General features: G+C 32.3%; 12 protein-coding genes and 1 tRNA gene. 3 read left to right on the forward strand and 10 right to left on the reverse strand.

From position 1 onward, the window contains the following. Window positions 1–11 precede the first annotated feature (11 nt). Entirely contained in the window at window positions 12–1259 is a 1248-nt protein-coding gene (locus tag D1815_RS14210) for a hypothetical protein (RefSeq protein ID WP_118387755.1), read from the reverse strand. Next, complete coding sequence (locus tag D1815_RS14215) at window positions 1256–1987, reverse strand: type III pantothenate kinase (RefSeq protein WP_118387757.1); 732 nt, start codon at window positions 1985–1987, stop codon at window positions 1256–1258. Before D1815_RS14215 ends, D1815_RS14210 begins: the two co-directional genes overlap by 4 nt. 197 nt (window positions 1988–2184) lie before the next feature. Between D1815_RS14215 and D1815_RS14220 the strand changes: the two genes are divergently transcribed. Continuing rightward, window positions 2185–2257: transfer RNA gene (locus tag D1815_RS14220), tRNA-Phe, on the forward strand. Window positions 2258–2386: 129 nt separating this feature from the next. Further along, window positions 2387–3310: a phosphatase PAP2 family protein gene (locus D1815_RS14225; protein ID WP_118387759.1), complete on the forward strand. Its 924-nt coding sequence runs from the start codon at window positions 2387–2389 to the stop codon at window positions 3308–3310. 15 nt (window positions 3311–3325) lie between these two features. Here D1815_RS14225 and D1815_RS14230 read toward each other — a convergent pair whose 3' ends face one another. The 8 genes from D1815_RS14230 to D1815_RS14265 form a co-directional block, all read right to left on the reverse strand. Then, complete coding sequence (locus D1815_RS14230; protein WP_118387761.1) at window positions 3326–4237, reverse strand: hypothetical protein; 912 nt, start codon at window positions 4235–4237, stop codon at window positions 3326–3328. A gap of 1 nt (window position 4238) precedes the next feature. After that, window positions 4239–5636, reverse strand: coding sequence for a vanadium-dependent haloperoxidase (locus D1815_RS14235; protein ID WP_118390011.1), 1398 nt, complete (start codon window positions 5634–5636; stop codon window positions 4239–4241). Further along, window positions 5620–8886, reverse strand: coding sequence for a VCBS repeat-containing protein (locus D1815_RS14240; RefSeq protein WP_118387763.1), 3267 nt, complete (start codon window positions 8884–8886; stop codon window positions 5620–5622). The genes D1815_RS14235 and D1815_RS14240 overlap by 17 nt, the downstream gene beginning before the upstream one ends. 22 nt (window positions 8887–8908) lie before the next feature. Continuing rightward, window positions 8909–12235, reverse strand: coding sequence for a VCBS repeat-containing protein (locus D1815_RS14245; protein WP_118387765.1), 3327 nt, complete (start codon window positions 12233–12235; stop codon window positions 8909–8911). A gap of 1 nt (window position 12236) precedes the next feature. Beyond that, the gene (locus D1815_RS14250) at window positions 12237–15548 is read right to left on the reverse strand and encodes a VCBS repeat-containing protein (RefSeq protein ID WP_162897366.1); all 3312 of its coding nucleotides are present in this window, start codon (window positions 15546–15548) and stop codon (window positions 12237–12239) included. A gap of 89 nt (window positions 15549–15637) precedes the next feature. Beyond that, window positions 15638–17176, reverse strand: coding sequence for a RagB/SusD family nutrient uptake outer membrane protein (locus D1815_RS14255; RefSeq protein WP_199726765.1), 1539 nt, complete (start codon window positions 17174–17176; stop codon window positions 15638–15640). A gap of 11 nt (window positions 17177–17187) precedes the next feature. Continuing rightward, entirely contained in the window at window positions 17188–20289 is a 3102-nt protein-coding gene (locus D1815_RS14260; protein WP_027394957.1) for a SusC/RagA family TonB-linked outer membrane protein, read from the reverse strand. A 288-nt stretch (window positions 20290–20577) separates the two neighbouring features. Next, window positions 20578–22254, reverse strand: coding sequence for an alpha-glucosidase (locus tag D1815_RS14265; protein ID WP_118387767.1), 1677 nt, complete (start codon window positions 22252–22254; stop codon window positions 20578–20580). A gap of 701 nt (window positions 22255–22955) precedes the next feature. Here D1815_RS14265 and D1815_RS14270 point away from each other — a divergent pair. Further along, window positions 22956–23987 carry a LacI family DNA-binding transcriptional regulator gene (locus D1815_RS14270; RefSeq protein WP_118387769.1) on the forward strand — a complete coding sequence of 344 codons (1032 nt, stop codon included), beginning with the start codon at window positions 22956–22958 and terminating at the stop codon, window positions 23985–23987. The last annotated feature ends 96 nt before the right edge of the window (window positions 23988–24083 follow it).

A 24083-nucleotide genomic window follows, 5' to 3' on the forward strand; every position in this document is an offset into this window, starting at 1 on the left:
TATAATTGTAGTTAATTAAATTTCACTTTTCTAAACCATCTATCATTTAGGGATAAACTCAATGATAAATTAAAAAATTCTTCTTTCACTAATCCTGCGTTGGTAGTTCCTCTTGTTCCGAACTCAAAACCTACATTAGCATTAGAGAATAAGTTGCCAACTGGTAACCCTACTCCAAAAGATATGCCAAACTCATTAATAGCTTGTCCATTAATATTTAAACCAGTTTCCTCATATCTCAATCCTGCTCTATAAACAATTCTATTAAGGTAACTTGTTAGCGAATTATATTTAGGGATATAATACCCTCCTAATTTCACCTTTGAAGCATTCTCGTAAACAACATTATCTGATGTAAACGATCTATTATCGAATTTACTCGCATCAAAATATGTATACTCAGCCCCCACGAACCATTTTTTAGATTCTCCTATTCCTGCACCGACTTTTACCTCTGCCGGAAGATCCAAATCTCTATCCTCTACTGCAATATCTTGTCGCTCTACAACTAATTCTGCTCCATTAGTTAAAACCTGCACAGTTGCTAATTCTAGACTGTTCTCTGATTTCAATTTAAATGAAGGAGTGGATACAAGTGATGTAGTTAACTCTAATTTCTCTGTTAGCATCTTTTTATAGGCAATTCCAAAAGATAAACTAACTCCCGACAAATCAGAACTATTGATTTCTCTTGTATCAAATTCTAACTCTGAACGCTTGAGAATTGCTTTATTCTCAATGTTCCCAAAGTTATAATTAATATCTAAACCAACGCTTAAATTCTCGTTAACTTTAAATCCAGCTGCAACAAACACCTTATTAAGACCACCTGTTCCAAGGAACTGATTTTCAGAACCATCATCATTAAATGAGTTTGTTTGATACCCCACAGAACTAACAGGAAGTACACCAAAACCAAAACCAAATTTGCCGGCAGGAATACCTATAGCGAGGTAATCCAAAGATGCATTATCTTTATATGAATCTTCACCTGCAGCATTATCTAGATTTAAACCATTATAATTGGCACCTAATGTATATGTTGTTAATTTCAATTCTCCATACGATGCAGGATTCTGAAGATTCAAGTGAATACTGTCTGTTAGTATACCCAATCCCCCCATCGATCTATTTTCTACTGTTCCCTTAAACTTCTGTAACCCTATTCCATAAAAAGAATAAGGAGAAGAAGTTCCTTCTTGAGCATAAGATACGCTGGTAACTATTACCAGAATGACTACTAAAATCTTCTTTATCATTGACTGTTATTAAAAGCTAAAATGTGATTTAGTCCCTCCAATAAAAAATTAGAGGTGGCAAATATGCTATTTTTTAATCTTTTAGACAAAAAATGTGCATCTCCTCCGGTTAAAATAACTGTTAAATCGGGGTAAGTGTTGCAATATTCTGCAATTGCGCCCTCAATTTCATACAAAACACCATTCACAATTCCAGAATGTATAGCCTGATTTGTTGTATCACCAATATAATTTTTTGGTGACTCTAGCTCTAATAACGGTAATTTTGAAGTGTAATTATGCAAACTTGCATATCTTAAACTTAAACCTGGTGCAATTGCTCCTCCTAAATATTCTTCATCTTTATTTTTAAAATCATACGTAATACATGTTCCCGCATCAATAACAAGTACATTTTTTTTTGGAAACTGACCTACTGCGCCTGCAACTAAACCTAATCGATCAACACCTAAGGTAGTAGGTGTGGCATACAGGTTTTTAAATGGCATTCTTACTGTATGATCCAAAATAATAGTATTAAACAAATTTTTAATTATCACTACATCTTGTTTCTTAATGGTAGCTACAGAAGAAATTATTGCATTATTGATTAAGGGATAGTCTTGGTAAACTTTTTGTATCACCTTAGAGAAGTTCTCTGACTTCAATGTTTCTTTGTAAATAATTGAATCTTTCTCGAAAACCCCTATTTTTATAGAAGTGTTACCAACATCAATAATGAGATTCATTTGTTTATTTTTATTTCCTGAGTAATCGATTCTACTTTTCTTTAAAAATTATAATCTTTTTTCCATTATCCACAACTTCTAGATTACAGGATATTACGTGCTTTTATTTAAAGTTTGTAAAAGTACAAAACGATTTTTTTAAATTTTTCTTTTGAGTATTAAAAAAAGCGTTCTATATTTGCATCCGCTTACAGCAAGGTGCCTTAGCTCAGTTGGTAGAGCAAAGGACTGAAAATCCTTGTGTCCCTGGTTCGATTCCTGGAGGCACCACCTTTAAAGCCCAAACTAATTGTTTGGGCTTTTTGCTTTTTACACCTAAAAGCTACAATACGATTCAATTTTTTGCATTTACCATTTGTTTACAAATAAGTTATTATTTTTGTTTACCAAATTATTCCTATGAAATATTTCCGCGTGTTACCTGCTTTCTTTTTACTTTTTCTTATTTTAGAAAACACCCATGCTCAAGAAAAATTCAATGAGAATCAGAAAGAACCGGTTCAAGAATCCATTGAAGAACCGCCTAAAGAGAATGCTGAAGATGAATCTAATGATTTACAAAGCAACATGACTCGCTGGCAAATGCTAAAATATGATGGAGTTTCTGCATTTGGAGGTTTAAAACACGCATACACACAACCTTTTAGATGGAAAGGAAAGGATTGGGCCACATTTGGAGGAATTGTAGCAGGAACTACCCTTCTTTACCTAATAGATGAACCTGCGAATGATTTTTTTACAGATCAAAGAGATGATGTTCCTGATTTTATAAGAGAAACGGGATTTCGTTTTGGAAAACCTCTTGTAAACTATGGGTTAACTACAGGAATATATGCTTTTGGATTAATTACAAAAAATGAAAAAGTTCGTAAAACCGGAGTATTACTAATTGCTTCTGCAACTGCAGGTGGAATTATCCAAACTGTCAGTAAAACACTAGTTGGTCGTGCCAGACCTCATACAGGAAAAGGTAAAGATGCTTTTAAATTCTATAGTAGTGAAGCTGACTACCACTCTTTCCCTTCTGGTCATGCCATATTATCATTTACAACTGCATATGCAATTAGCAAACAATTCAAAAACCCTTATATAAAAGGAGGTATTTACGCTTTGGGTCTAATCTCACCAGTATCACGATTATGGGAAGGTGCCCATTGGTTAACTGATGTGACTCTTGGTATTGTTCTTAGTGTCGTTATTGTAGATGGAATTGATAACTACCTGAACAAAAAAGAAAGATATGTTTATGATAGTAAGAAATTTAAGATTAAATGGGATCTTAGACTTGGAGCAGGTCAATTAGGAGTAATTGGCAGGTTCTAACAATCAATAAAACCATTAATTTTCACTGGAAATAGGTATGAAAATTTCAGCTTTCCATTGAGAAGCATTACCATCTTGCATTGGATTATTATAGAATATTTCTAGAGGTTTTTTTACAATCGAAATATTTCTTCTTTTAGCATAAGCCATCAGTGCAAACCAGGCTTGATCACTATTTCTATAATTACCGTAAAAAACAGCTTTTAAGGCTTTTTGCGGAGATGATCTATCAAATTTGATTAATGAATTCAATGGGAGAGAATCCGTGTACTTTATCGGAAAACCAAAATCAAACTTGATTTTATCATCTAAAACATCCCATTCTTTAATTCTTACAAATGGTGCTCCATCAACCTTTAGGTTATTTTCTAATATCTTTGGATAAAGATCAGAATTAGTCCTCATCATCATACCTGCCTTACCAAAACGACTAGAAGATGACGAGACAAATAAATACGCTAAACTAGGTATATCGGATTCTCCTTCTATTTCTATTTTAAAAGTATCTGCAAAATTATTAGCTAGCTTGCCAAAAACCTTTAGCTCTTTTTTTAACCCTCTAGTAAAGATTGTTTCACCCATAAGTATTCGTACTCTATTCTGTATAGAATACTCTTCAGAAATCGCGCCTACTCTAATTTTTGTTATAGAATCGTTTAAACTTTCTAAAGTCCAATCCAGATTAATAATAGTATCATTTACTATTACTGCTTGAGACACTTGCTTAAATAATGTAGTATCCAAAGTGGTAATATTTTTAGCCTTTGGATCTTTACCCCAAGACTCCCAACTAATTACCTGATGATAAACACTACCTGGAGAACCTTTGACGTTAAAAGAAACTTGATAATCATATTTTTTTATAAATAAATACCAAACAGAAACACTTATTAGTATTACCAAAGCTACAACTACAATCCTCTTCATACTAGTTAGAGCTTGCGACTTCAGAGTTCGAAATATTCATTTTTAACTTACGTACCACAAAACTTCCTAATGCACGTCCTTGATCTAAACCTAAATCAATAGCCGCTCTATAATGAATCCCACCATACAATCTACTTACAGCAGCTTCATCAGCAGCTTGATTAAAGGACACAAAAGAACGAACAGGCAATCCATATTGTAATTCGGTATCATCATCAAAAGAAAAATTATCTCCAAAAATATCCGTAAGAACAGTAGACGCTGCTCCGGAAACTACAGAATGCCCACTTGTATATTCGGGAAATGGTGGTGTCTGTAATACAGGTGTCCAATTTTCATCTATATGTTGATTAATCAAAGTCTCTGGGCGTATCAAATTACTTCTATATTTCTCATCCCAACAACTTATAAAAGCATCTGCAATTGCGATGGAAGTTTTTGTATAAGCAAACACAGTCTTTGCAAAATCAGCATTTGTTTTTTTACATGCTATTTTACAAATACCTATCCAATGAGCTCCTGGTGTAATTTTCTTCGTAGCAAACATTAGATGTCCCTTGTGTGTCGAAACATAAGGGTTGCAATCCCAGAATTGAGCTATTTCTAATTTTTCTGATTTTTCTCCTTCTTCTTTTATCGTATTCCCTACCTCATAAGTTTCCATCAATTCTTTATAAAATGGTGTATCTTTTTCTAACGAAAAATCTGGATATCTAGCTGGCTTAAACTGAGAAGAAGAATCAATAATAGAAGGTCTTATTTTTTTCCAATGAGGTTCTATACCATCCATATAATCTGGCGGAGTAGGTTGCCATCTAGAAGGATCTTCTGTATTAACCGAAAACTTAGGCATCGTCCTAGTTTGTGCATAATTATCGGAAGCGTACCAAGTCTTAATATGCTCCGCAACCGCTAAACCATAGGTTTTAGAATCATTAAATGTTTCTTCATTCTGTAATTCCCAAGAACCATATAAACTATCTCTGTAGGCTTCTACTCGATCTTCGGAAAAAAGCAATGATTTTCCCACTTCCATATACGCTACTAAAGCAGAAAGTTTATGATTTATATGTTTGGTCGTATCAGCGACAGGAATATTTTTTAGGTTATGTAATTGATTTGACAAGGTATTATAATCTTTTCCTTCTTGTCTTATCACTTCATAGGCAGCTATATTAGCATAGTTGTATATACGACTTGCCACAGGAGGAGAAAAAATATCATGTACCATTACCTCTGTGATTTTATCTACTGCATTATGGTAGTCTTCAGCTGTAATTACAATCTGCTTTTCTTCTTTTTGACAAGCGTTTAAAAAAAGCAAGGAAGAAGTAATTAAAAATAAACTCTTACCCTTAGTTATTACGTTAATTTTGCTCCATTTATTGAAACATTTCATAAATCTCTGCTTTTCCATTGTTTAGTGTGATAAGTAAATAATCCTTATTTACAAAATTAATAATATTTAATCCTCTAACTGATTTTTGACTTAAGTTAATCCCCAATTCTTGTGCTTTAATTAGTAAAGCATCCTTTCCTATTATAGCACCTGCAAATCCATCGAACCTTCCGTGATATGGAATTACTCCGAAATAATTACCAGCTAATAGGACTTCTTCTATTCCATCGTTATTAAAATCATATTTTAACATCGATAATATAGGAGCTAATTGGAGTGAATTATCGAAAGGAACAAATGAAAATGTTCCTTGATCATTTTTTAAGTAGCCAGAAGCTAGTTCGTGTACTTCAAACAACTTTGCATTTTCTAATGCATCTTTATCAAAAATTTGATCTACAGTTTTACCTGCAAAACTGGTATAGGTAGTAAATTTTTTCTTGAGATAATTAAGCTGACTTGATAACTCATCTAATGCTAAAGCCGTATAATATTTACCATTCTTGGGTATTGCAACAATAGTTTCTGTTGTTTTGTTTTTATCAAAATCAGAATAATACATTTTTAGTGGTAAGTCTGAAGAAGCGGTAAACTTAGAATTTAGTCCAAAATTACCGAGCAAATAATCATTATCACCATCATTATCTATATCGAATTCGATAATAGATTGCCAAAGACCGTTTAAATTTCTTGGCAAAAATTTAGCAGTAACATCTATTAATTTTCCATTTTCATTTTTAAAAAAGTGTGGAGACATCCATTCTCCAATGACGATCAAATCTTTTATTCCATCACTATCAAAATCATCCCAAACAGCATCTGTTACCATACCTACTTGCTTTAAATCAGGATTTTCTTTGATCGTAAAATCTCCTTTATCATTAATCAGAAGGTATGAATTTGGCATCTTACCAAAATCATTAGAAACCACATACCCTCCAACGAAAATATCTAAATCACCATCGTTATCTACGTCATGAGTTTTTATTACCGATTCGTGTTCATATAATTCTGGAAAACTACCTTTTATTAATCCTTTATCTGAATTTAAATACAATCTATCTATTAGCTCCTTAGAGTTGCCATAAAACTCGCCGCCAGAAGAACAGACCAATAAATCTTTTATCGTATCATTATTAAAATCTGTAATAATCGCAGCTACATCTTCTTTCTTTTTATCACCGATGAGAATTTCGGAGGATTGTTCTTCAAAACCTGTAGTGGTTTGGATATATATTTTAGATGCTTCAAGTTTAGAACTTCCGAAGAAAATATCATCTTTCCCATCACCATTTAGGTCTCCTATTGCAGTAGCTGGTCCTCGATCAGAAATTTTATATGGAATTAATTTTTGGCGATTAAAATCTGTATAATTATTTTCTTTATGTACATATTGTAATCCAGGGATAGAATCTATTTTCTTAAACCAACCTTTATTTTTAGGAAACAATTCTTCATAATTCACAATATTTCTTTTGTGTAACAATTTAATTGTTAATGTTTGATTTGTAGTTATATTTTCTGCTACTTGAATCGTATTATCCGGCCATATAATTTTCAGAGAATCTATAGCTGCAATCGTATCGTACCCAAAATGAATCATAGGCTCTGAAGAAGATTGAAAACCTTTTGAAGTAAATAATTGTTTGTACTGTGCAATTCCCCGATGATAGGATATTACTTTGGCCCCTATCCCTAGTTTGTTTTTGTCTTTAAAAACAAATTTCAATTTTAAAAACTTCTTTTTTTCATTCGTTTTATTTTGATAAAAAGAAGCTGGAGCATTTATATTATTAGTTACTATATCCAGATCTCCATCGTTGTCAAAATCGGCATAAGCACTTCCAGTAGAAGCTGTATTTTCTAATGGAAGCCAGTTTGAAGATTTATTTATAAAATTAAACCCTTTATCTCCTTTAAAAATGCAATTCTGTACTTCTCCAGAAGGCATAATATTTAAAGCTTCATTATCCACTAACTTTGAACTATTTATTTTTTCTTGGATTTTTTCGTTAGAGATGTATTTAATATAATCAAGATCATTGGGACGTTTTGGGATTCCGTTAGATATAAATACGTCTTGTTCTCCATCTTGATTATAATCTGCAAACAATGCTGACCAACTCCAATCTGTGGCAGCTATACCACTTAACAAAGCGGTTTCAGTAAAATGATCCCTATTATTAACCTGAAGCATATTACGTGCATACTGATAATGATATCCTAATCGATTGATACGCATTTGTAACATATCCACGGTCTCATCTCCTGCAGAAGCTTTGAGAACTGTTTCATCCTCTGGAGTCATATCTAAAGTAAGAATATCAGCATAGCCATCATGATTAATGTCGGTTACATCGCTACCCATAGAGAAACGGCTGGTATGACCAAAATTTTGTTTTAATGACTCACTAAAGGTTCCATCTCCTTTGTTGATATAATAATAATCATCTTCATGAAAATCATTGCTTACATAAATATCAGTATATCCATCATTGTTAAAATCTGCTGTTGCTATTCCTAAACCATATCCATTTCCTCCGCCAAAAACTCCTGCAGCCGCACTCACATCCGTAAACACTTCTCCATCATTACGAAGTAATTTATCACCGCTTTCTGGGCTTCTTTTATTTCTTAATGAAGCGCTACCAAAAGAATTCTGAGTATGGATGGCATGATTCAACAAATACATATCCAAATCTCCATCATTATCGTAATCGAAAAAAGCCGCTGATGTAGTATAATTTTCAAAATCTAATTTATACTGAGAAGCCTTTTCAGTAAATGTATTATCCCCATTATTTATGAACAACTCGTTTTTTCCTTTTAATCCCTGAAGACCAACTACGGCACAGACGTAGATATCCAAATATCCATCTCCATTAACATCCGCCATTACCGTTCCTGTATTCCAATCGGAATTTCCTTTTACTCCTGCTTTATCTGTTATATCTTCGAATTGAAAATTCCCTTTATTGAGATAGAGTTTATTTTCTCCTTGATTAGAAGTAAAGAACACATCAACTAGATCATCTTTATTGATATCTCCAACTGCTACACCAGCACCATTATAGTAATATAGATAATCCAGAATATTTAATTCTTCTGTAGGAACTAGTGTGTTTTGGAAGGAAACATTTGTAACCTGGGAAGTAATCTTATCAAATAATCCTCCTTTGTGTGTGTTTTGTTTTTTACACCCAAATAAAAACAACAGCCCAAAAATTACTATGATTATATTTTTGATCATTTGTATAAAATCTACCTTTTGACTATTTATTATCTACTTTAAAAATTTTAGGCTTTTCATTGTTAATGGCCACCAACAAGTACTTTTGGCCCGATTTATTCTTCACCCAACGCATATTTCTCACTTCATCTTCTACTAAAAACCCTGAAGATCTTTGGTTTTTAAAATTTCCTTTCCCATCTCCTAACAAAACATTTCCTCGACTAGCATCTAATCTGGAGAATTGAGGTTTAAAACTATAATTATTACCTCCTACAATAAGGTCTAAGTGACCGTCCTTGTTCAAATCTTCAGTTTCTATATCACATATACAAGATAATTGTGTTTCTTTAGGAAGTTCTTTTATTTCAAAAGTAGCATCACCATTGTTATAAGCTACTAAATTGGCAAAGTTGTTTACGGTTTTAATAGTTGTATTATCTAAAACCTCTTTAGAAAACAGTTCATCAATAGACTTGGTTGCATATTCAGAAAATTTGAGGTTTTGCTTCTTCAAAACATTGATTTGTGCAGTAATCTCTTTCTTCAGATGTATTGGAATATCCTTACCATTGATCGTTTGCGTAATAATTTGTTCTATGGTTCCGTTATTATCAAAATCATTGATATACATCTTGGATGGAGTTTCTTTACCACATTCATAAATAGAATTTAACCCTCTATTACCTAAAACCAAATCTACATCTCCGTCATTATCTAAATCAGTAGCTTCTAAGGTATTAAACCAGCCGGAAACTTCATCTAAATTTGTTTTGATTAGATTCAGCCTATTACCATCGTTTAGGAACACCTTAGGAGACATCCATTCGCCCACAATAATTAAATCTCTTTTACCGTCTCCATCTATATCTTCCCAAGTGGCATCAGTTATCATTCCGATAGTTTGAGCTTCTTTAGCTTTATTTGCTATTACATCTTTAAAGTTCCCTTTACCATCATTCTCTAGAAAATAACTCTGTGGAGAAATTCCATATGTTCCTACAACACTATGACTTCCTACAAATAAATCAATATCTCCATCCTGATCGTAATCATATGGAGCTAATGTAGAGATATTAGTAAGGGTGGGTAGTATAATTTGTCCTCGAGAAAGATATCCTCTTCCATCATTAATATAACTTCTAACACCAGTTCTGGCTCCTCTAAAGTTCCCTCCAGAACCTATTACCAAATCTAAATCCTTATCTCCATCAATATCCTCAAAAACAGCAACGGTATCTTCAAAAAATGTTTCGGTTTCGAATTTTGATAATGTAAATCGACCCTTTCCATTCTGAAAATATAACTTGCCAGGTTGGTTATATGCACCCCCAATAAAAACATCATCATTACCATCTCCATTAATATCTGCAATTGCTATAGCTGGGCCTTCTCTAGATTGCATTTTATAAATCAATCCTTCGTAATCAAAGTCAACATAAGGATCTTCTTTATGCACTTCTAAAGTGTTACTTATTTCTTCAAAAAAAGTATCTTGTTTGTTTTCTGGCGCTACGTATTTTTCTTTTGCGTTTTCCTGAGATAGTTGAACTAACGCATTAAGAGTAATATCCTTAATAACTTCCGCATTTCCATTAGGATAAATTACCTGTAACGAATCTACTTTCTTTGTTTTACCCAATCCAATAGTCATTATATACTCTATAGAAGACTGGAAACCTCTTGTAGGTATTAGTTCTTGCCTTATAACTTCATTCTTGGTATATAGTTCAACTACGCTACCAATTCCAAAGGTGTTTTTATCAGCTCCTTCTATTTTGATTTTTAAATAATTATTTCCTTTTTCTTCGCTATTATTCTGATAAATAGATACTGGCATATTAAAATTATTAACCACCAAATCCAAATCTCCATCATTATCCAAATCTCCATAAGCAGATCCATTAGAAAAAGTTGGCTCATCAAATCCCCAATTATCTGTTAGGTCAGAAAAAGTAAGGTCTCCATTATTTTTAAAAGCATAATTAGGGATGGGCGTAGATGGCATTTTATTAATAATCGAATCTACTTCTTCTTTTTTACCGGTTAACGTCATCTTCTGTATGATATCATTGGCAAAAAAGTTCATGAAATCTTGATCTGTAAGATCGTGATAGATTCCGTTACTAACATAAATATCGCGATACCCATCATTATCCATATCAAACAACAACGCTCCCCAACTCCAATCTGTTTTAGCTACTCCACTATAAAAAGCAATTTCAGAAAATGTATTATCGCCATTATTAAGTTGAAGCGAATTTTGCATATATTGATTGTAGAAATCTCTACTCTTCTTCAATTTATATACATCATAACTTTCGAAAGAGCTAGTCTCTTTTAATCGTTGATCGTCTTCTGGAAGCATATCTGTTACAAAAATTTCTGGATATCCATCATTATTAATATCCGCCATATCTGCTCCCATCGAAGAAATACTAAGGTGTTTTACCCAATCCTTAATTTCCTCATTAAATATCCCATTACCCTTATTTATATATAGGTAATCTCTCTCATAAAAATCATTGGACACATAAATATCTGGAAGTAAATCTTTATTAACATCCCCTATAGTTACTCCCAATCCAAAACCTATTAAACTTCCAAATATTCCAGCGGGCTCGCTTACATCTGTAAACACACCATTATCATTTCTCATTAACTTATCTCCTCCACCTTTTAGAATATCAGGAATATCCCAATCCTTTGCACGAAGATTACGCTTGTTTACGTATCCCAAACTACTTACTGGTATAAAACTATTGTTTAGTATATACACATCAAGGTCGCCATCCATATCATAATCAAAAAAAGCTGCATGAGTAGTAAAGCCACTATCAGCTAAATTATATTCTTCAGCTTTTTCAGTAAATGTTATAATTCCTGTACTTGCCGATGGACCATTGTTTATAAAAAGCTCATTCTTTTGGTCATCACCTTCTACATTTCCTGCATTACATACATAAATATCTAACAACCCATCTGCATTAATATCCACCATAACTACGCCGGTAGACCAAGAATTTTTTCCAGTTGTATTAGATGATTCAGAAATATCTTCAAATGTAAAATCTCCTTTATTCAGATATAATTTATTCTCTTTTCTATTAGCAGTTAGATATACATCTGGTAGACCATCATTATTTATATCGCCAATCGCTACTCCTCCTCCGTTATAAAAATTTCTATATGTAAAAATATTGAAGTCTTTTTCGTTATCGACTTGATTTACAAAATCAATTTTTGTCTCTTCGGGAGTTAGTTTAGTAAACAAAGTATCTTCTTGTTCTATCTCTAACTTCTCAATTTTTTCCTTCGCACAAGATGAAAGGATAAGAATTATAAAACTTCTATATAAAAATTTATTCATATTACTCTTTTATCTTTTTGACTAACTGGATACTATCATTATTTATTCCGAACAATAAATATTCTTCTTCTTTTATTCTTATAGGTTTAATAGACCTAATCGCTCCCTTAACATTCAATTCTAAAGTTTCTGAACTAACAAATCCTCCTTTTTTATTATTTAATAATATAGTTCCGTATGATCCATCTAACCTACCCAATTGGGTACTAATTTCATAAGTATTTCCCCCGAGAATTATATCAGGATATTCATCCTCATTCATATCATGAATTAATATATCATGAACTGAAGAAATTTGCGTTTCCCAAGACAAATCATATGCTACAAAATCTAAATCTCCTTTATTCTCAAAATATGTTGTAGTAAGCATATACACTTGTTTTTTTTCTGCTTGATCTATTTTATCTTTTGAAAAATAATCCTTAAAATCCGCTTCAGAAAAAGCTTTATAGGACAAAAACTTTTTGTTAAGCTCTGGTATTTGCTTAGTCAATTCATCCTTAGTAGCTATAGGAGTTTCTCTTCCTTGATAGAAATAAGTTACTATTGGATCTACTTTACCATTATTATCAAAATCGTTTAAATATAACTGAATTGGTTGTTCTAAAGAAGCCTTTAGCCTGCTATTTTGTCCCCAATTTCCTGCAATAATATCTATATCTCCATCTTTATCCATATCACCAATTGATATACAATTCCACAAACCATGTGTTTTACTCAATGAATGAATATTCTTTTTAAGAAGATTTCCTTTTCCATCATTGATAAATATAGTAATAGGCATATAATGACCAGCTACTATTAAGTCCTGATAACCATCATTATTAGCATCAATAAATTTTGCATCATATACTAATCCAATAGTATATAAATCTGGTGCCATATCTAAAGTAACTTCTATAAAATTACCTTTTCCATCATTTAGAAAAAGATAATTTTTAGATGATTTTCCGTAGAACCCAGTTAAACTATTACTACCTATAAAAATATCTTCATCACCATCACTGTCTATATCAGAAGTAATTACAACCGAGGCATTCATTTTAATATCCGGAAAAGCATTTGAACTCTCTTCAAATTTACCTTTGTTATTTACAAACAAAACTGGACTCGACTCATATCCCGCATAATTTTCATTACCTCCATAAACTGTGATTAGATCCAAATCACCGTCCGAATCTGCATCAAAAAAATGTTGATCAATATCTTCATATTTTTTATACACATCTAAATCAGGTTGTTCTGTTTCTTTAAAAGTTCCTGACTTTTCCTGTAAAAAAATCGTTCCAGATCTAAATCTCCCTCCAGGAGTATAAAAGTCATCTAATCCATCTTTATTTATATCCATGATGGATATATGAGGCCCTTCATTAGATACTGCATATGGAGCCAAAGGTTCTAAACTAAAATCTTTAGTTTCATAATCTTGATGCTTAAATTTAATAGGTTTAGGCTCTCTTCTAAGAACGTTTAATTTTTCTTTAAAAATTTCCAGCGAAGTATTTGTACTATTTTGAGTTAAAGATATGGTACTATTTATTTCTACGCTTGTATATACAGAACTATCGCCATTAGGCCATGCTATCTTAATAGAATCAACAACTTTATTATCTCCCAGACCAAAATGTAAAATCTGAGACACAGAAGACAAATATCCTTTAAAAGGGTTAACACTAGAAGTTTGCAATCTATTTTCAGAAAATATAGTTGCTTTTGCTCCTATTGCATTTAAATTTTGCCCAATTCCTTTTAACTTTAATCTTATGTAATTATGATTCATTAAGGTATCTGCACGATTTTGATAAACAAAAGCCTTACCATCAATGTTATTAGTAACAATATCTAAGTCTCCATCATTGTCTAAATCTGCATACACAGCTCCATTACTATATGATGGGATATTTTTGGACCATTGATTGGATACATTTTCGAAAGTTAAATCACCATTATTACGATAAAAATAATTGGTAGTTTTTTTATTTGGCAGTTCATCAATTAAAGCCAAATCTTCTTTGGTCATACCATTATCTATACGTTTCTGAATATTATCATTGGCAATAAAACTTATAAAATCCATATCATTAGTAGCTCCTTTAATTCCATTAGAGATAAAGACATCTTTAAACCCATCATTATCATAATCTGCAATTAAGGGTGCCCAACTCCATTCTGTAGCAGCTATCCCAGCAAAAAATGCAATTTCACTAAAACCTTCTCCTCCTCGGTTCAGTTGTAATCCATTCTGCATATACTGAGGTTTATAACCATTTTTAAGATATTGGTTGTAAATAGTAAAACCATATTCAGTTCCAGATGATTTATACGTACTAAGATCCTCTGGCAACATATCTAGAGATAGGATATCGGTCCATCCGTCATTATTTATGTCTGCAATATCGACACCCATAGAATAATGAGATGTATGCTGAATCTTAGAAAAATTAGAAGTAATTACTTCTTTAAAAATTCCATTTCTTTGATTGATATATAAATAGTCATTTTCAAAAAAATCATTACCAACATATATATCTGGATATCCATCATTATTGATATCATCCGTAGCAATTCCTAATCCATAGCCTATACCACCTTGAAAAATTCCTGATTCTGCAGAAACATCAAAATACTTTCCATCATCATTTCTGTATAATCTATCACCAGAAAGAGAATCAATTTGTTTACGTTTAGAACCTCTTCCATAACTACGATTAGGATACACGGAATGATTTAATAAATACATATCTAAATCTCCATCTAAATCATAATCAAAAAAACTAGCCTGAGTAGAAAAACTGGAGATATCGAGATTGTAAAGCGAAGCTTGTTCTTCAAAAACTGGTACACCATCGTTATCTAGACCTTGGTTTACAAATAATTTATTCTTTCCTTTTAAACTTTTATAATCTCCAACTTTGCATACATATATATCCTGTAATCCATCATTATTAATATCTACAGCTATTACACCAGTAGACCAACCATTAGTATCTTTTAAGAGATTTGTTGTAACTTCTTTAAACTGAAAATTCTTCTGATTAATATATAATTGATTCTCATTTTGATTAGATACAAAATATATATCTTCCCAACCATCATTATTAAAATCACTAACTGCCAAACCTGCTCCATTATAATAATAGAGATATGTAAGAATATTAAGATCTGGAGTATCTTTTAAATTATTGCTAAATGAAATACTTGTTTCTTTTTCAGACAATAACTCAAAAAAATGACGCTCCTTATCCTTTTTACAAGAAATTAATATAATTACTAGCAGTAAGCTACAACTGATATTTTTTAAATAATTGGACAATTGTTATATCTAAATTTGAATATATTAATTAATAGAGCCCTTCAATTTTTGAAGGGCTCTACTCTAACAAATCTTAGCAATTTAATATGTTAGTAACCAGGGTTTTGTACTAAACTAGGGTTAGATATTATCGCAGTAGCAGGAATAGGAAACAATGCCCTGAATTCGTCGGTACTACTTTTAAGCCCCCAAGTATCCGCAAACTTTCCGAAACGAATTAGATCATTACGTCTCCAGAATTCTTTATACAATTCTCTCCCACGTTCGTCAAGAATATCTTGTTCTGATAAATCTATTAAAGGATTTGCATTTCTTATCGTTCTCAATTCATTAATCATAGTTAATGCATCTCCAGTATTTCCCATTCTAAATAATGCTTCTGCTTTCATTAAATGCGCATCAGCATATCGATATACAATTTGATGTGGTTCGAAAGATCCATTTTCAGGATGATATTTAATGGTCCTTATTCCGTTGTTTTCATCATTACCTACTATTCCAACAAAATCTCTTGTAAAAACTAGAGGGTTCCCTGGTCTATCAGTTAAGGCTGTTCCATTTTCGTCGTATTGTTGACCAATCAAAAATCCAAAACCAATACCTAAATTAGATCCATCAGTCGGCACAAACCCTCTTCTTTCTTCTTGTCCACTCCCTGGTATATTAGTATTAGGATCACCCTCGAACAGATCATAGAATTCAGCCAAAGTTGACCAACCATTCCAACCACCTCCTCCTTGATCCGGAGCATTTTGATTATAATGTAAACCATTCCAAATTCTATTACCTATACCTGCTCCAAAATATAAAATAGTTTCCGTATCAGCATCTGACTTAAAAATATCAAAATAACCTGATTGCAATGCAAAGCCATCTGCTGTTATTTCGTCTATACCATTTACCACAGCTGTCATGTCTTCTGTACTAGGTGTTCCTGTCCCATTATAAATATGTGCATTTAATCTTACTTTTGCTAGTAGATATTGTGCAGCAGCTTGGGTAGCTAAATCAAAATTTTCTCCTTCAATATTTTGAACTAATGGTAAATCTGGTAATGCTTCTGTTAAGTCTGTTATTATAAAATCTAAAGCTTCGATTCTAGAAAAAACAGAAGGGTTTTGCTCCAAAGGATCTTTAGGATCTCTAAAAGGAACTTGACCATACATATCCATTATCCAAAACATATTAAAAGCTCTAATAAATTTAGCCTGAGCTAACTCTGCATTTGTTGCATTACTTAACGGATCAATAGCTGTTGTTGCCGTAAATACATTAGCATTCAAATTATTCCAAGTATTCAAGACAAATTGATTTAAGGTCCCCCAATTATGTTCGTGAAGAACCCTCCATTGACCATTATCAGACCAATCAGTACCTCTAGTAGGCACTAAAAGTTCATCAGAAGTTACCTCGTTTAAAGCATATAAATTAGCTTGATCTCCTATTTGACCATTCAAAGTTCCAATTAACCCAACAACTGTTGAATTCGCATCAACTCCTGTAAACTCTCCTGTTTGATTTACTATTATCGAGTCAGTTCCTTCTATCTCCAAATCCGTACAAGATGAAGCTAACAACATTATAGACAGTAATGTCAATAATGTAAATTTAATTTTCTTTTCTTTCATGATCATTTTTTTTAAAACGTTACATTAAAACCAAAATTATATACGCGGGGTCTTGGGAATGATGTATAATCAATTCCCAAAGAAGGAATTCCATTTGCTCCTGCTGCCACATTAACTTCAGGATCCAAGCCACTATAATCTGTTATTACAAATAAATTTTGTCCAGTAACAAATAAACGTAAGCTTTTGAAAAGTCCTTCACCCGATAATGGCCAATTATATCCTAGACTAGCATTCTGCAATCTTAGGAAATCTCCTTTTTCTAAGAACTGTGTGGAAGGTTCTGGAGCATTTGATCTATCCTCTCCATTACCAATAACATCTGTAGTCACATTACGCCCTGCTCCAATAGAACCAGCTGTAAAAAACGCATTTCTTGTAGCATTGTAGATGTAATGACCAAACTGTCCTGCAAAAAACACTGATGCATCAAAGTTTTTATATCTAAAAGAAGTGCTTATACCAACATTATATTCTGGTAAGGCACTCTTATCGACAAAATCTCTAAAATCCACCCCATTGGTATATACCCCCTGTCCATTTTCATCAAACCCTTCGAATAATCTTAAATAATATGAAGCTAAAGGACGACCTGTTTCAAGACGCTGTACATTAACTCCTGTTAACCCCTGACCATTTAATGCTCCTGTAGGAATTGTTCCTGTAAAATTTTGAAGTTCATTCTTATTATACGCAATATTAAATCCAAAATCCCAACTAACGTCTTCCTGTTCAATTATTGCATAGTTAATAGAAAATTCAATTCCCTGATTAATCACATTACCATTAACATTAGTAAAAGTAAATGGTGTTGGACTTGGTTGAGCAGTTTCAGCCTGTAATAAAAGATCCTCTGTATCTTTATAATATAAATCAACAGTTCCAGTTAATCTATCACCAAAAAACCCAAAATCTATCCCTACATTAGTTTGTGTAGTTGTCTCCCATTTCAATTTGGTATTTGCAAATGACACAAAACCAGCACCGGTTCTATTTACATCACCATTTTGCTGAATCCCTAATCCACCAAATCTTTGTCTGAATGTAAAATTACCAAAACCTAAGCCATCTTGATTTCCTGTAACACCAAATCCTAATCGTAACTTAAGTGTAGAAAAAGCATCCCCTATAAAATCTTCCTTATCCAATTTCCAAGCAAATGCACCTGATGGAAATATTCCACGAAACTTGTTGTCCGGACCAAATCGAGAAGATCCATCCGCTCTTGCTGTTGCTGTTAAAATATATTTATCAGCAATTGTATATGTTCCTCTAATAAAATAGGATTGCAATTCATCCGTAAAATCAAAAGTGTCACCAATAACTGTGGTAGGAGCAATATTAGGAATATTTGTAATATCTTCAGTTACAATATCAGGAAAAAGCCTATTAATAAAAGCGTCATTAGGAGCTACCGCATATTGTTGAAACGACCCTTCAATATTACCTTCAATTGCATTTGCAGCGGCTTCTAGTTGTTCTCCAATCTGGTCTAAATCTGTACTTGAAAAACCAAATCCTTGCACATTTCTTCCTTTTCTTCCAAAATCTTGATATGAATAACCTCCTAACAATTCTAAAGTAGAATTACCTATTTCGGTATTATATGTTAAGGTAGCCTCCATTAATCTATTCTCTACTTCTATATCATCAACAGTTGCTCTACCATTACCTGAAGTTCCTCCATTAGTAATATTTCTAACATCTCGAGATATTACTCCGATGGCGGTTGATTCCGAATTATCGTATCCAAGATTTATTTTAGCTTTTAATCCCTGGATAATCTCATATTCAGCAGAAAAATTAACCAAATAACGATTTGTATTCGTCTCATTCTGAGTATTTGTTAATAAATTAAGTGGATTAATTGTTGTTCCACCTATGTCAAAATTAGGAGTAGCAGGCCAAGTTGGATTAGCACTATAAGCTGCACCCAATAAGTCTCCTTGGAATCCTGCATTATTACTAATTGGAGGTGCCTCATCATTAACTCTTGATAGAGTACCTTGAAGATTTAATTTTAGCTTTTCATTAAAAAATCTATGTGTAGCGTTAATTCTCCCGGTGATTCTTTCTAATGAACTTTTTTTAACAATCCCTACCTGGTTTCCATATCCAAAGGATGCACGAACATTTCCATTTTTGTAATTATTAGAATATGACAAACTATTTATAGTAGATTCTGCTTGTCTTAAAATTTCATCTTGCCAATCTGTATCTGCCCCAAAGTCTAAATCACTTGGGTTATTTCCAAAATCCGCACTTGCATTTAAAAATTGATCTCTGTTTAATAAATCAAGTTTTTTTCTTGTTTTAGCAACACTTAAAGTACTCGAAAACTCCCACAGCCCTCCTTTCGCGCCTCTTCCTGCCTTTGTTGTAATAATAACAACACCATTTGCTCCTCTTGATCCATAAATTGCAGTTGCAGATGCGTCTTTTAATATACTTACGCTTTCAATATCGTTAGGATTTAAGAAATTAAGAGGATTTCTAGCGGAACTAGTTCCTATACCTAAATCACTCCCACCTGCCGCTGTATCATCTCCTGCCAAAGGAACTCCATCTACTACAAATAAAGGATTATTATTCGACCGAACGGAAGTAGTACCTCTAATTCTAAGGGACACTCCTGCCCCTGGTTCACCACTTGCTTGCGTAATTTGAACTCCTGCTGTCTTACCCTGAATAAGCTGCTCTGGAGAAGCAATAGCCCCTTGATTAAAGTCCTTAGAGCTAATAACTGCAACTGCCCCAGTAGCATCTTTGATAGACTGAGTACCATATCCAATTACCACAACTGCTTCCAATTCGGCAGCATCTTCTGCTAAGGTAACGTTGATAACAGTTTTACCATTAACTGATACCGCTTTCGTTTGGAATCCAACATAACTAAAAATCAAGGTAGCATCTTCTGCCACATTGTTTAAAGTAAAGTTTCCATCGAAATCAGAAATCGCTCCATTGGTAGTACCTCTTACGAGGACATTTACCCCAGGTATGGGTCCGTTTGCATCCGAAGTCACCCCTGTAACTGTGATCTGTGCAAACATCATATTCCCCGAGATAAATACTAAAAGAAACATGAGTTTTTTAAGTATCATACTTTTCATAATTTAGAGTTTGATTAAATTTAAATATTTAGTTGTTAATTATTATTACTTTTATCGTTAAAAATCTGAATCTTTCTTGAAAGATTAAGTAACAGGGGCATCCCAGTCATACTAGAACAATTGACAGAATTATAACCACAAATAAATATTTGAAAACAAAAGTTATAATTTTAAGATGCCCCTATGTTACCTCTTATAAAGGAATTTCTATCAGAAAAACTCCTTCGCTAACAAACAAAAACTAATTTCACTTTCTACTCGATTCATATTTGCTATATGTTTATTTCATCATAAATCCAATATCACCCCTTGATACGGCTTTAAAACAATACTTTTATCATCTAATAATAGGTCATCATAATTATTAATAAGAACCTTAGATCCATTCGCAATACTGCTCCGACTTCCATAATAATAAGATTCTTCAGAGCTACTAAAATTTAGTAATACCATTATTTTATCTTCTCCCAATGTTTTTTTATAGATATACAAATTAGGATTATCAAACTCTATTTCTTCAAAATCACCAAATACAAACACATCATGTTCCCTTCTTGTTTTTAATAAATTCCTGTAAAAATTTAGTATAGAAGTAGAATCATGATTTTGATTTTTAACATTTATATTTTTATAATTAGGGTTTGACTTAAGCCAAGGTTCATTTAAAGAAAACCCTCCATTTATCTCATCATTCCATTGTATTGGAGTTCTAGCATTATCTCGTCCCTCTTTGTTAATCATTTGTAGGGCTAGATCTTCTGAGTACCTTTTTGTCAATTGATTCTCACTATAAAAATTTAAAGACTGCACATCTCTTACTTGATCAATATTATTTAAGGATATATTGGTCATACCAATCTCATCTCCTTGATAAATGTTTAAGGTTCCATTTTGTGTAGACAGCATTGTTATCAACATTTTTGCAGACTCTGAATGATATTTATTATCATCTCCGAACCTAGATACCATTCTAGCAAAGTCATGATTCCCCATCGCATTTGCAATCCATCCCGTTCGATGTACTGCATCTCTCCATTTTTTAAAAATCTCCTTCATCTGAATTAAATTAAAAGGAGAAACTTCTTCAAATTTCCCATTGACTATGGTACATTCTAAAATATCAAAATGATACAACATGTCTAATTCATTCCTATCCTCATTGACATAAAGTCCAGCTTTACTATCATCTATACCAACTCCTTCCGCTAACGAAAATGCATCATATTTACTAATAACCTCTTCATTCATTTCTTTTAAATATTTATGAACTGTAGGGCCATTAGCATACACTTCTTCAATAATTTTTCTAAACCCAAAATCAGGTGCATCTGGATACCCTAGTGGTTTTGAGATTAGAGGAATTACATCCATCCTAAATCCATCTACTCCTTTATCCAACCAAAACCTCATTGCATTATAAATCTCTTCTCTAACCTTAGGGTTTTCCCAATTAAGATCTGGTTGTTTTTTTGTAAATAAATGTAGGTAGTATTCCCCAGAGGCTTCATCTAACTCCCAAGCACTTCCTCCAAAAAATGATTTCCAATTATTAGGAACTCCCCCATCTGGTCCTGGTTTTCTCCAATGAAAATAATCCCTGTAAGGACTATTCTTTGATTTCTTAGCTTCTTCGAACCAGTTATGCTCATCTGAGCAATGATTTGCTACGAGATCCAATATTAATCTCATCCCTCTTTTATGTGTTTCTTTCAACAATTCATCGAAATCCTCCATAGTACCAAACTCAGGCATAATCGAGCAATAGTCACTAATATCATATCCATTATCATCATTTGGAGAACTAAAAATTGGACTCAACCAAATAATATCAACATACAAACTCTTTATATAATCTAACTTTTCTATTATACCTTTAAGATCGCCGACACCATCATTATCACTATCATTAAAACTTCGAGGGTATATTTGATAAATCGTTCCTTTTCTAAACCAAGTAAGCTTCACTTAACATTTTTTTAATTTTTAAACAATCTTTACTCTTACTTACTAAAGAATTTAGATATTTCTACATTTAAAATTCGTCAAAAAAACAACGTATTAATAGATTCAATAAAAAAACAGTTAAAAAATATCGATATTCATATTTATTAAACCATTTGATTACCAAAACTACAACATTATTCGTATAGAATTTCAATCATCCAAATCTTTACATTACCTATACAATGAATTAAAATCAAGGTTTTTATCATTTTAAAAGCTTATTTATCAGTGTTTTATATAAAAAAGAAAGGGTTTATATAAAAACAAAAAATAAAGAAAGCTATCGATTAAGTATAGATTTTATATAGACATATACTTAATAATTTTCTATACAATCCTAAGAAAACAACTCATAATCATCTTATCAAACTACATTTCAATTTCTTAAAAAACGTACGCCTTAATATTATTTATTATAAATTAGCATAAGCAGTTCGTACCTAAAAGTCTGAACATTTTATTTTGGGGGAAAAGTTTAGTATAACCTTATAATTTAATAGATCTAAACGTATCTATTGTTTATAAGCTTAACGTTATTACAATTTACATAACAAATAACACCCAAGAGAAATAAATCTTCTATTAAAATAATACAAACGTTTGTATTATTGTTTTTTTAGTCAAATTAGAGATTTATTGATAATTTTTTAATATTAATTTTAATGGGTTTTAAAAAAAGAAGAATAAAACTTGAGGATATCGCAAGGAAGCTTAATATTTCTATTGCAACTGTATCTCGTGCATTAGATCAAAACCCTAGGGTAAAGAAAAGTACTCAAGAGAAAGTTTTTAAAATGGCAAAGGTTATGGGATATATGCCAAACCAAATTGCTAAAAGTCTTAGCTCAGGAAAAACTAATATTATAGGGGTTCTAATTCCTAGATATGATGAACCATTCTTTATTGAGGTATGTAGAGGTATTGATCAATACGCAAGAAATCATAATTATAAAATACTAATTAGTTCTTCCAGAAATTCTTATAAATTCGAAAAGGAAAACTTGATTTCATTTGAAAGAGGTCTTGTAGATGGAATTATTCTATCTCCGACTCATGAAACAGAGAACGTTGCTCACCTAAACGACCTCATTAACAAAGGAATGCCAATTGTACTATTTGACAACATAAGAGAAGAGGTCTCTGGGGCTGATCATGTTATGATAAATGATGAAAAAGCTTCTTACGAAGCTGTAGAATTTCTTATCAAAAAAGGGAACAAAAAAATCGCATTTATCGGAGGTATTAAACAAAAGAAAGTATTTCAGGATAGGTATAAAGGGTACATTTCTGCATTGAAAAATTACAATGTTCCCTTATATAATGAATTAGTATTACATTGTAATTCATTAGACAGAGAATTTGAAGACAAAGAAATTCTTGATTTTTTTAGTAGTCTAAAAATCTCTCCAGATGCTGTTTTTGCTTGCACAGATAACTATGGGCTCTTAACAATGAAGACATTATTAAAAATTGGAAAAAAAATACCGGATGAAGTTGCAGTAATCGGTTTTGGTGACCTAGGTCCTGGAGAAGTATTTGTTCCTACTTTAACCTGTGTATCTCAACCTAGTTTTGAAATGGGGCAAAAGGCGGCAGAACTCTTAATCAAACAACTTAATGAACCCGATGACATCGATCATAAAAAAACAATAATTAAGTTAGAAACAAAATTAACAGAACGAGAAAGCACTTAAAAAACTAACAAAGTAAACTTCTAAAAGTATTGATGAATTTTAAACAAATCTTCTGTTTTTCGAAAAATATAATAATACAAGCGGTTGTTTTATTGT

The organism is Aquimarina sp. AD1 (genome assembly GCF_003443695.1).
Taxonomy (GTDB): Bacteria; Bacteroidota; Bacteroidia; order Flavobacteriales; family Flavobacteriaceae; genus Aquimarina; species Aquimarina latercula.

Excerpts from the sequence above, each read along its gene's own strand:
- D1815_RS14270 (WP_118387769.1), top strand. The coding sequence starts at position 22,956 with ATGGGTTTTAAAAAAAGAAGAATAAAACTTGAGGATATCGCAAGGAAG.
- D1815_RS14240 (WP_118387763.1), bottom strand. The coding sequence starts at position 8,886 with ATGATCAAAAATATAATCATAGTAATTTTTGGGCTGTTGTTTTTATTT.
- D1815_RS14260 (WP_027394957.1), bottom strand. The coding sequence starts at position 20,289 with ATGAAAAGTATGATACTTAAAAAACTCATGTTTCTTTTAGTATTTATC.
- D1815_RS14215 (WP_118387757.1), bottom strand. The coding sequence starts at position 1,987 with ATGAATCTCATTATTGATGTTGGTAACACTTCTATAAAAATAGGGGTT.
- D1815_RS14225 (WP_118387759.1), top strand. The coding sequence starts at position 2,387 with ATGAAATATTTCCGCGTGTTACCTGCTTTCTTTTTACTTTTTCTTATT.
- D1815_RS14255 (WP_199726765.1), bottom strand. The coding sequence starts at position 17,176 with ATGAAAGAAAAGAAAATTAAATTTACATTATTGACATTACTGTCTATA.
- D1815_RS14230 (WP_118387761.1), bottom strand. The coding sequence starts at position 4,237 with ATGAAGAGGATTGTAGTTGTAGCTTTGGTAATACTAATAAGTGTTTCT.
- D1815_RS14210 (WP_118387755.1), bottom strand. The coding sequence starts at position 1,259 with ATGATAAAGAAGATTTTAGTAGTCATTCTGGTAATAGTTACCAGCGTA.
- D1815_RS14235 (WP_118390011.1), bottom strand. The coding sequence starts at position 5,636 with ATGAAATGTTTCAATAAATGGAGCAAAATTAACGTAATAACTAAGGGT.
- D1815_RS14245 (WP_118387765.1), bottom strand. The coding sequence starts at position 12,235 with ATGAATAAATTTTTATATAGAAGTTTTATAATTCTTATCCTTTCATCT.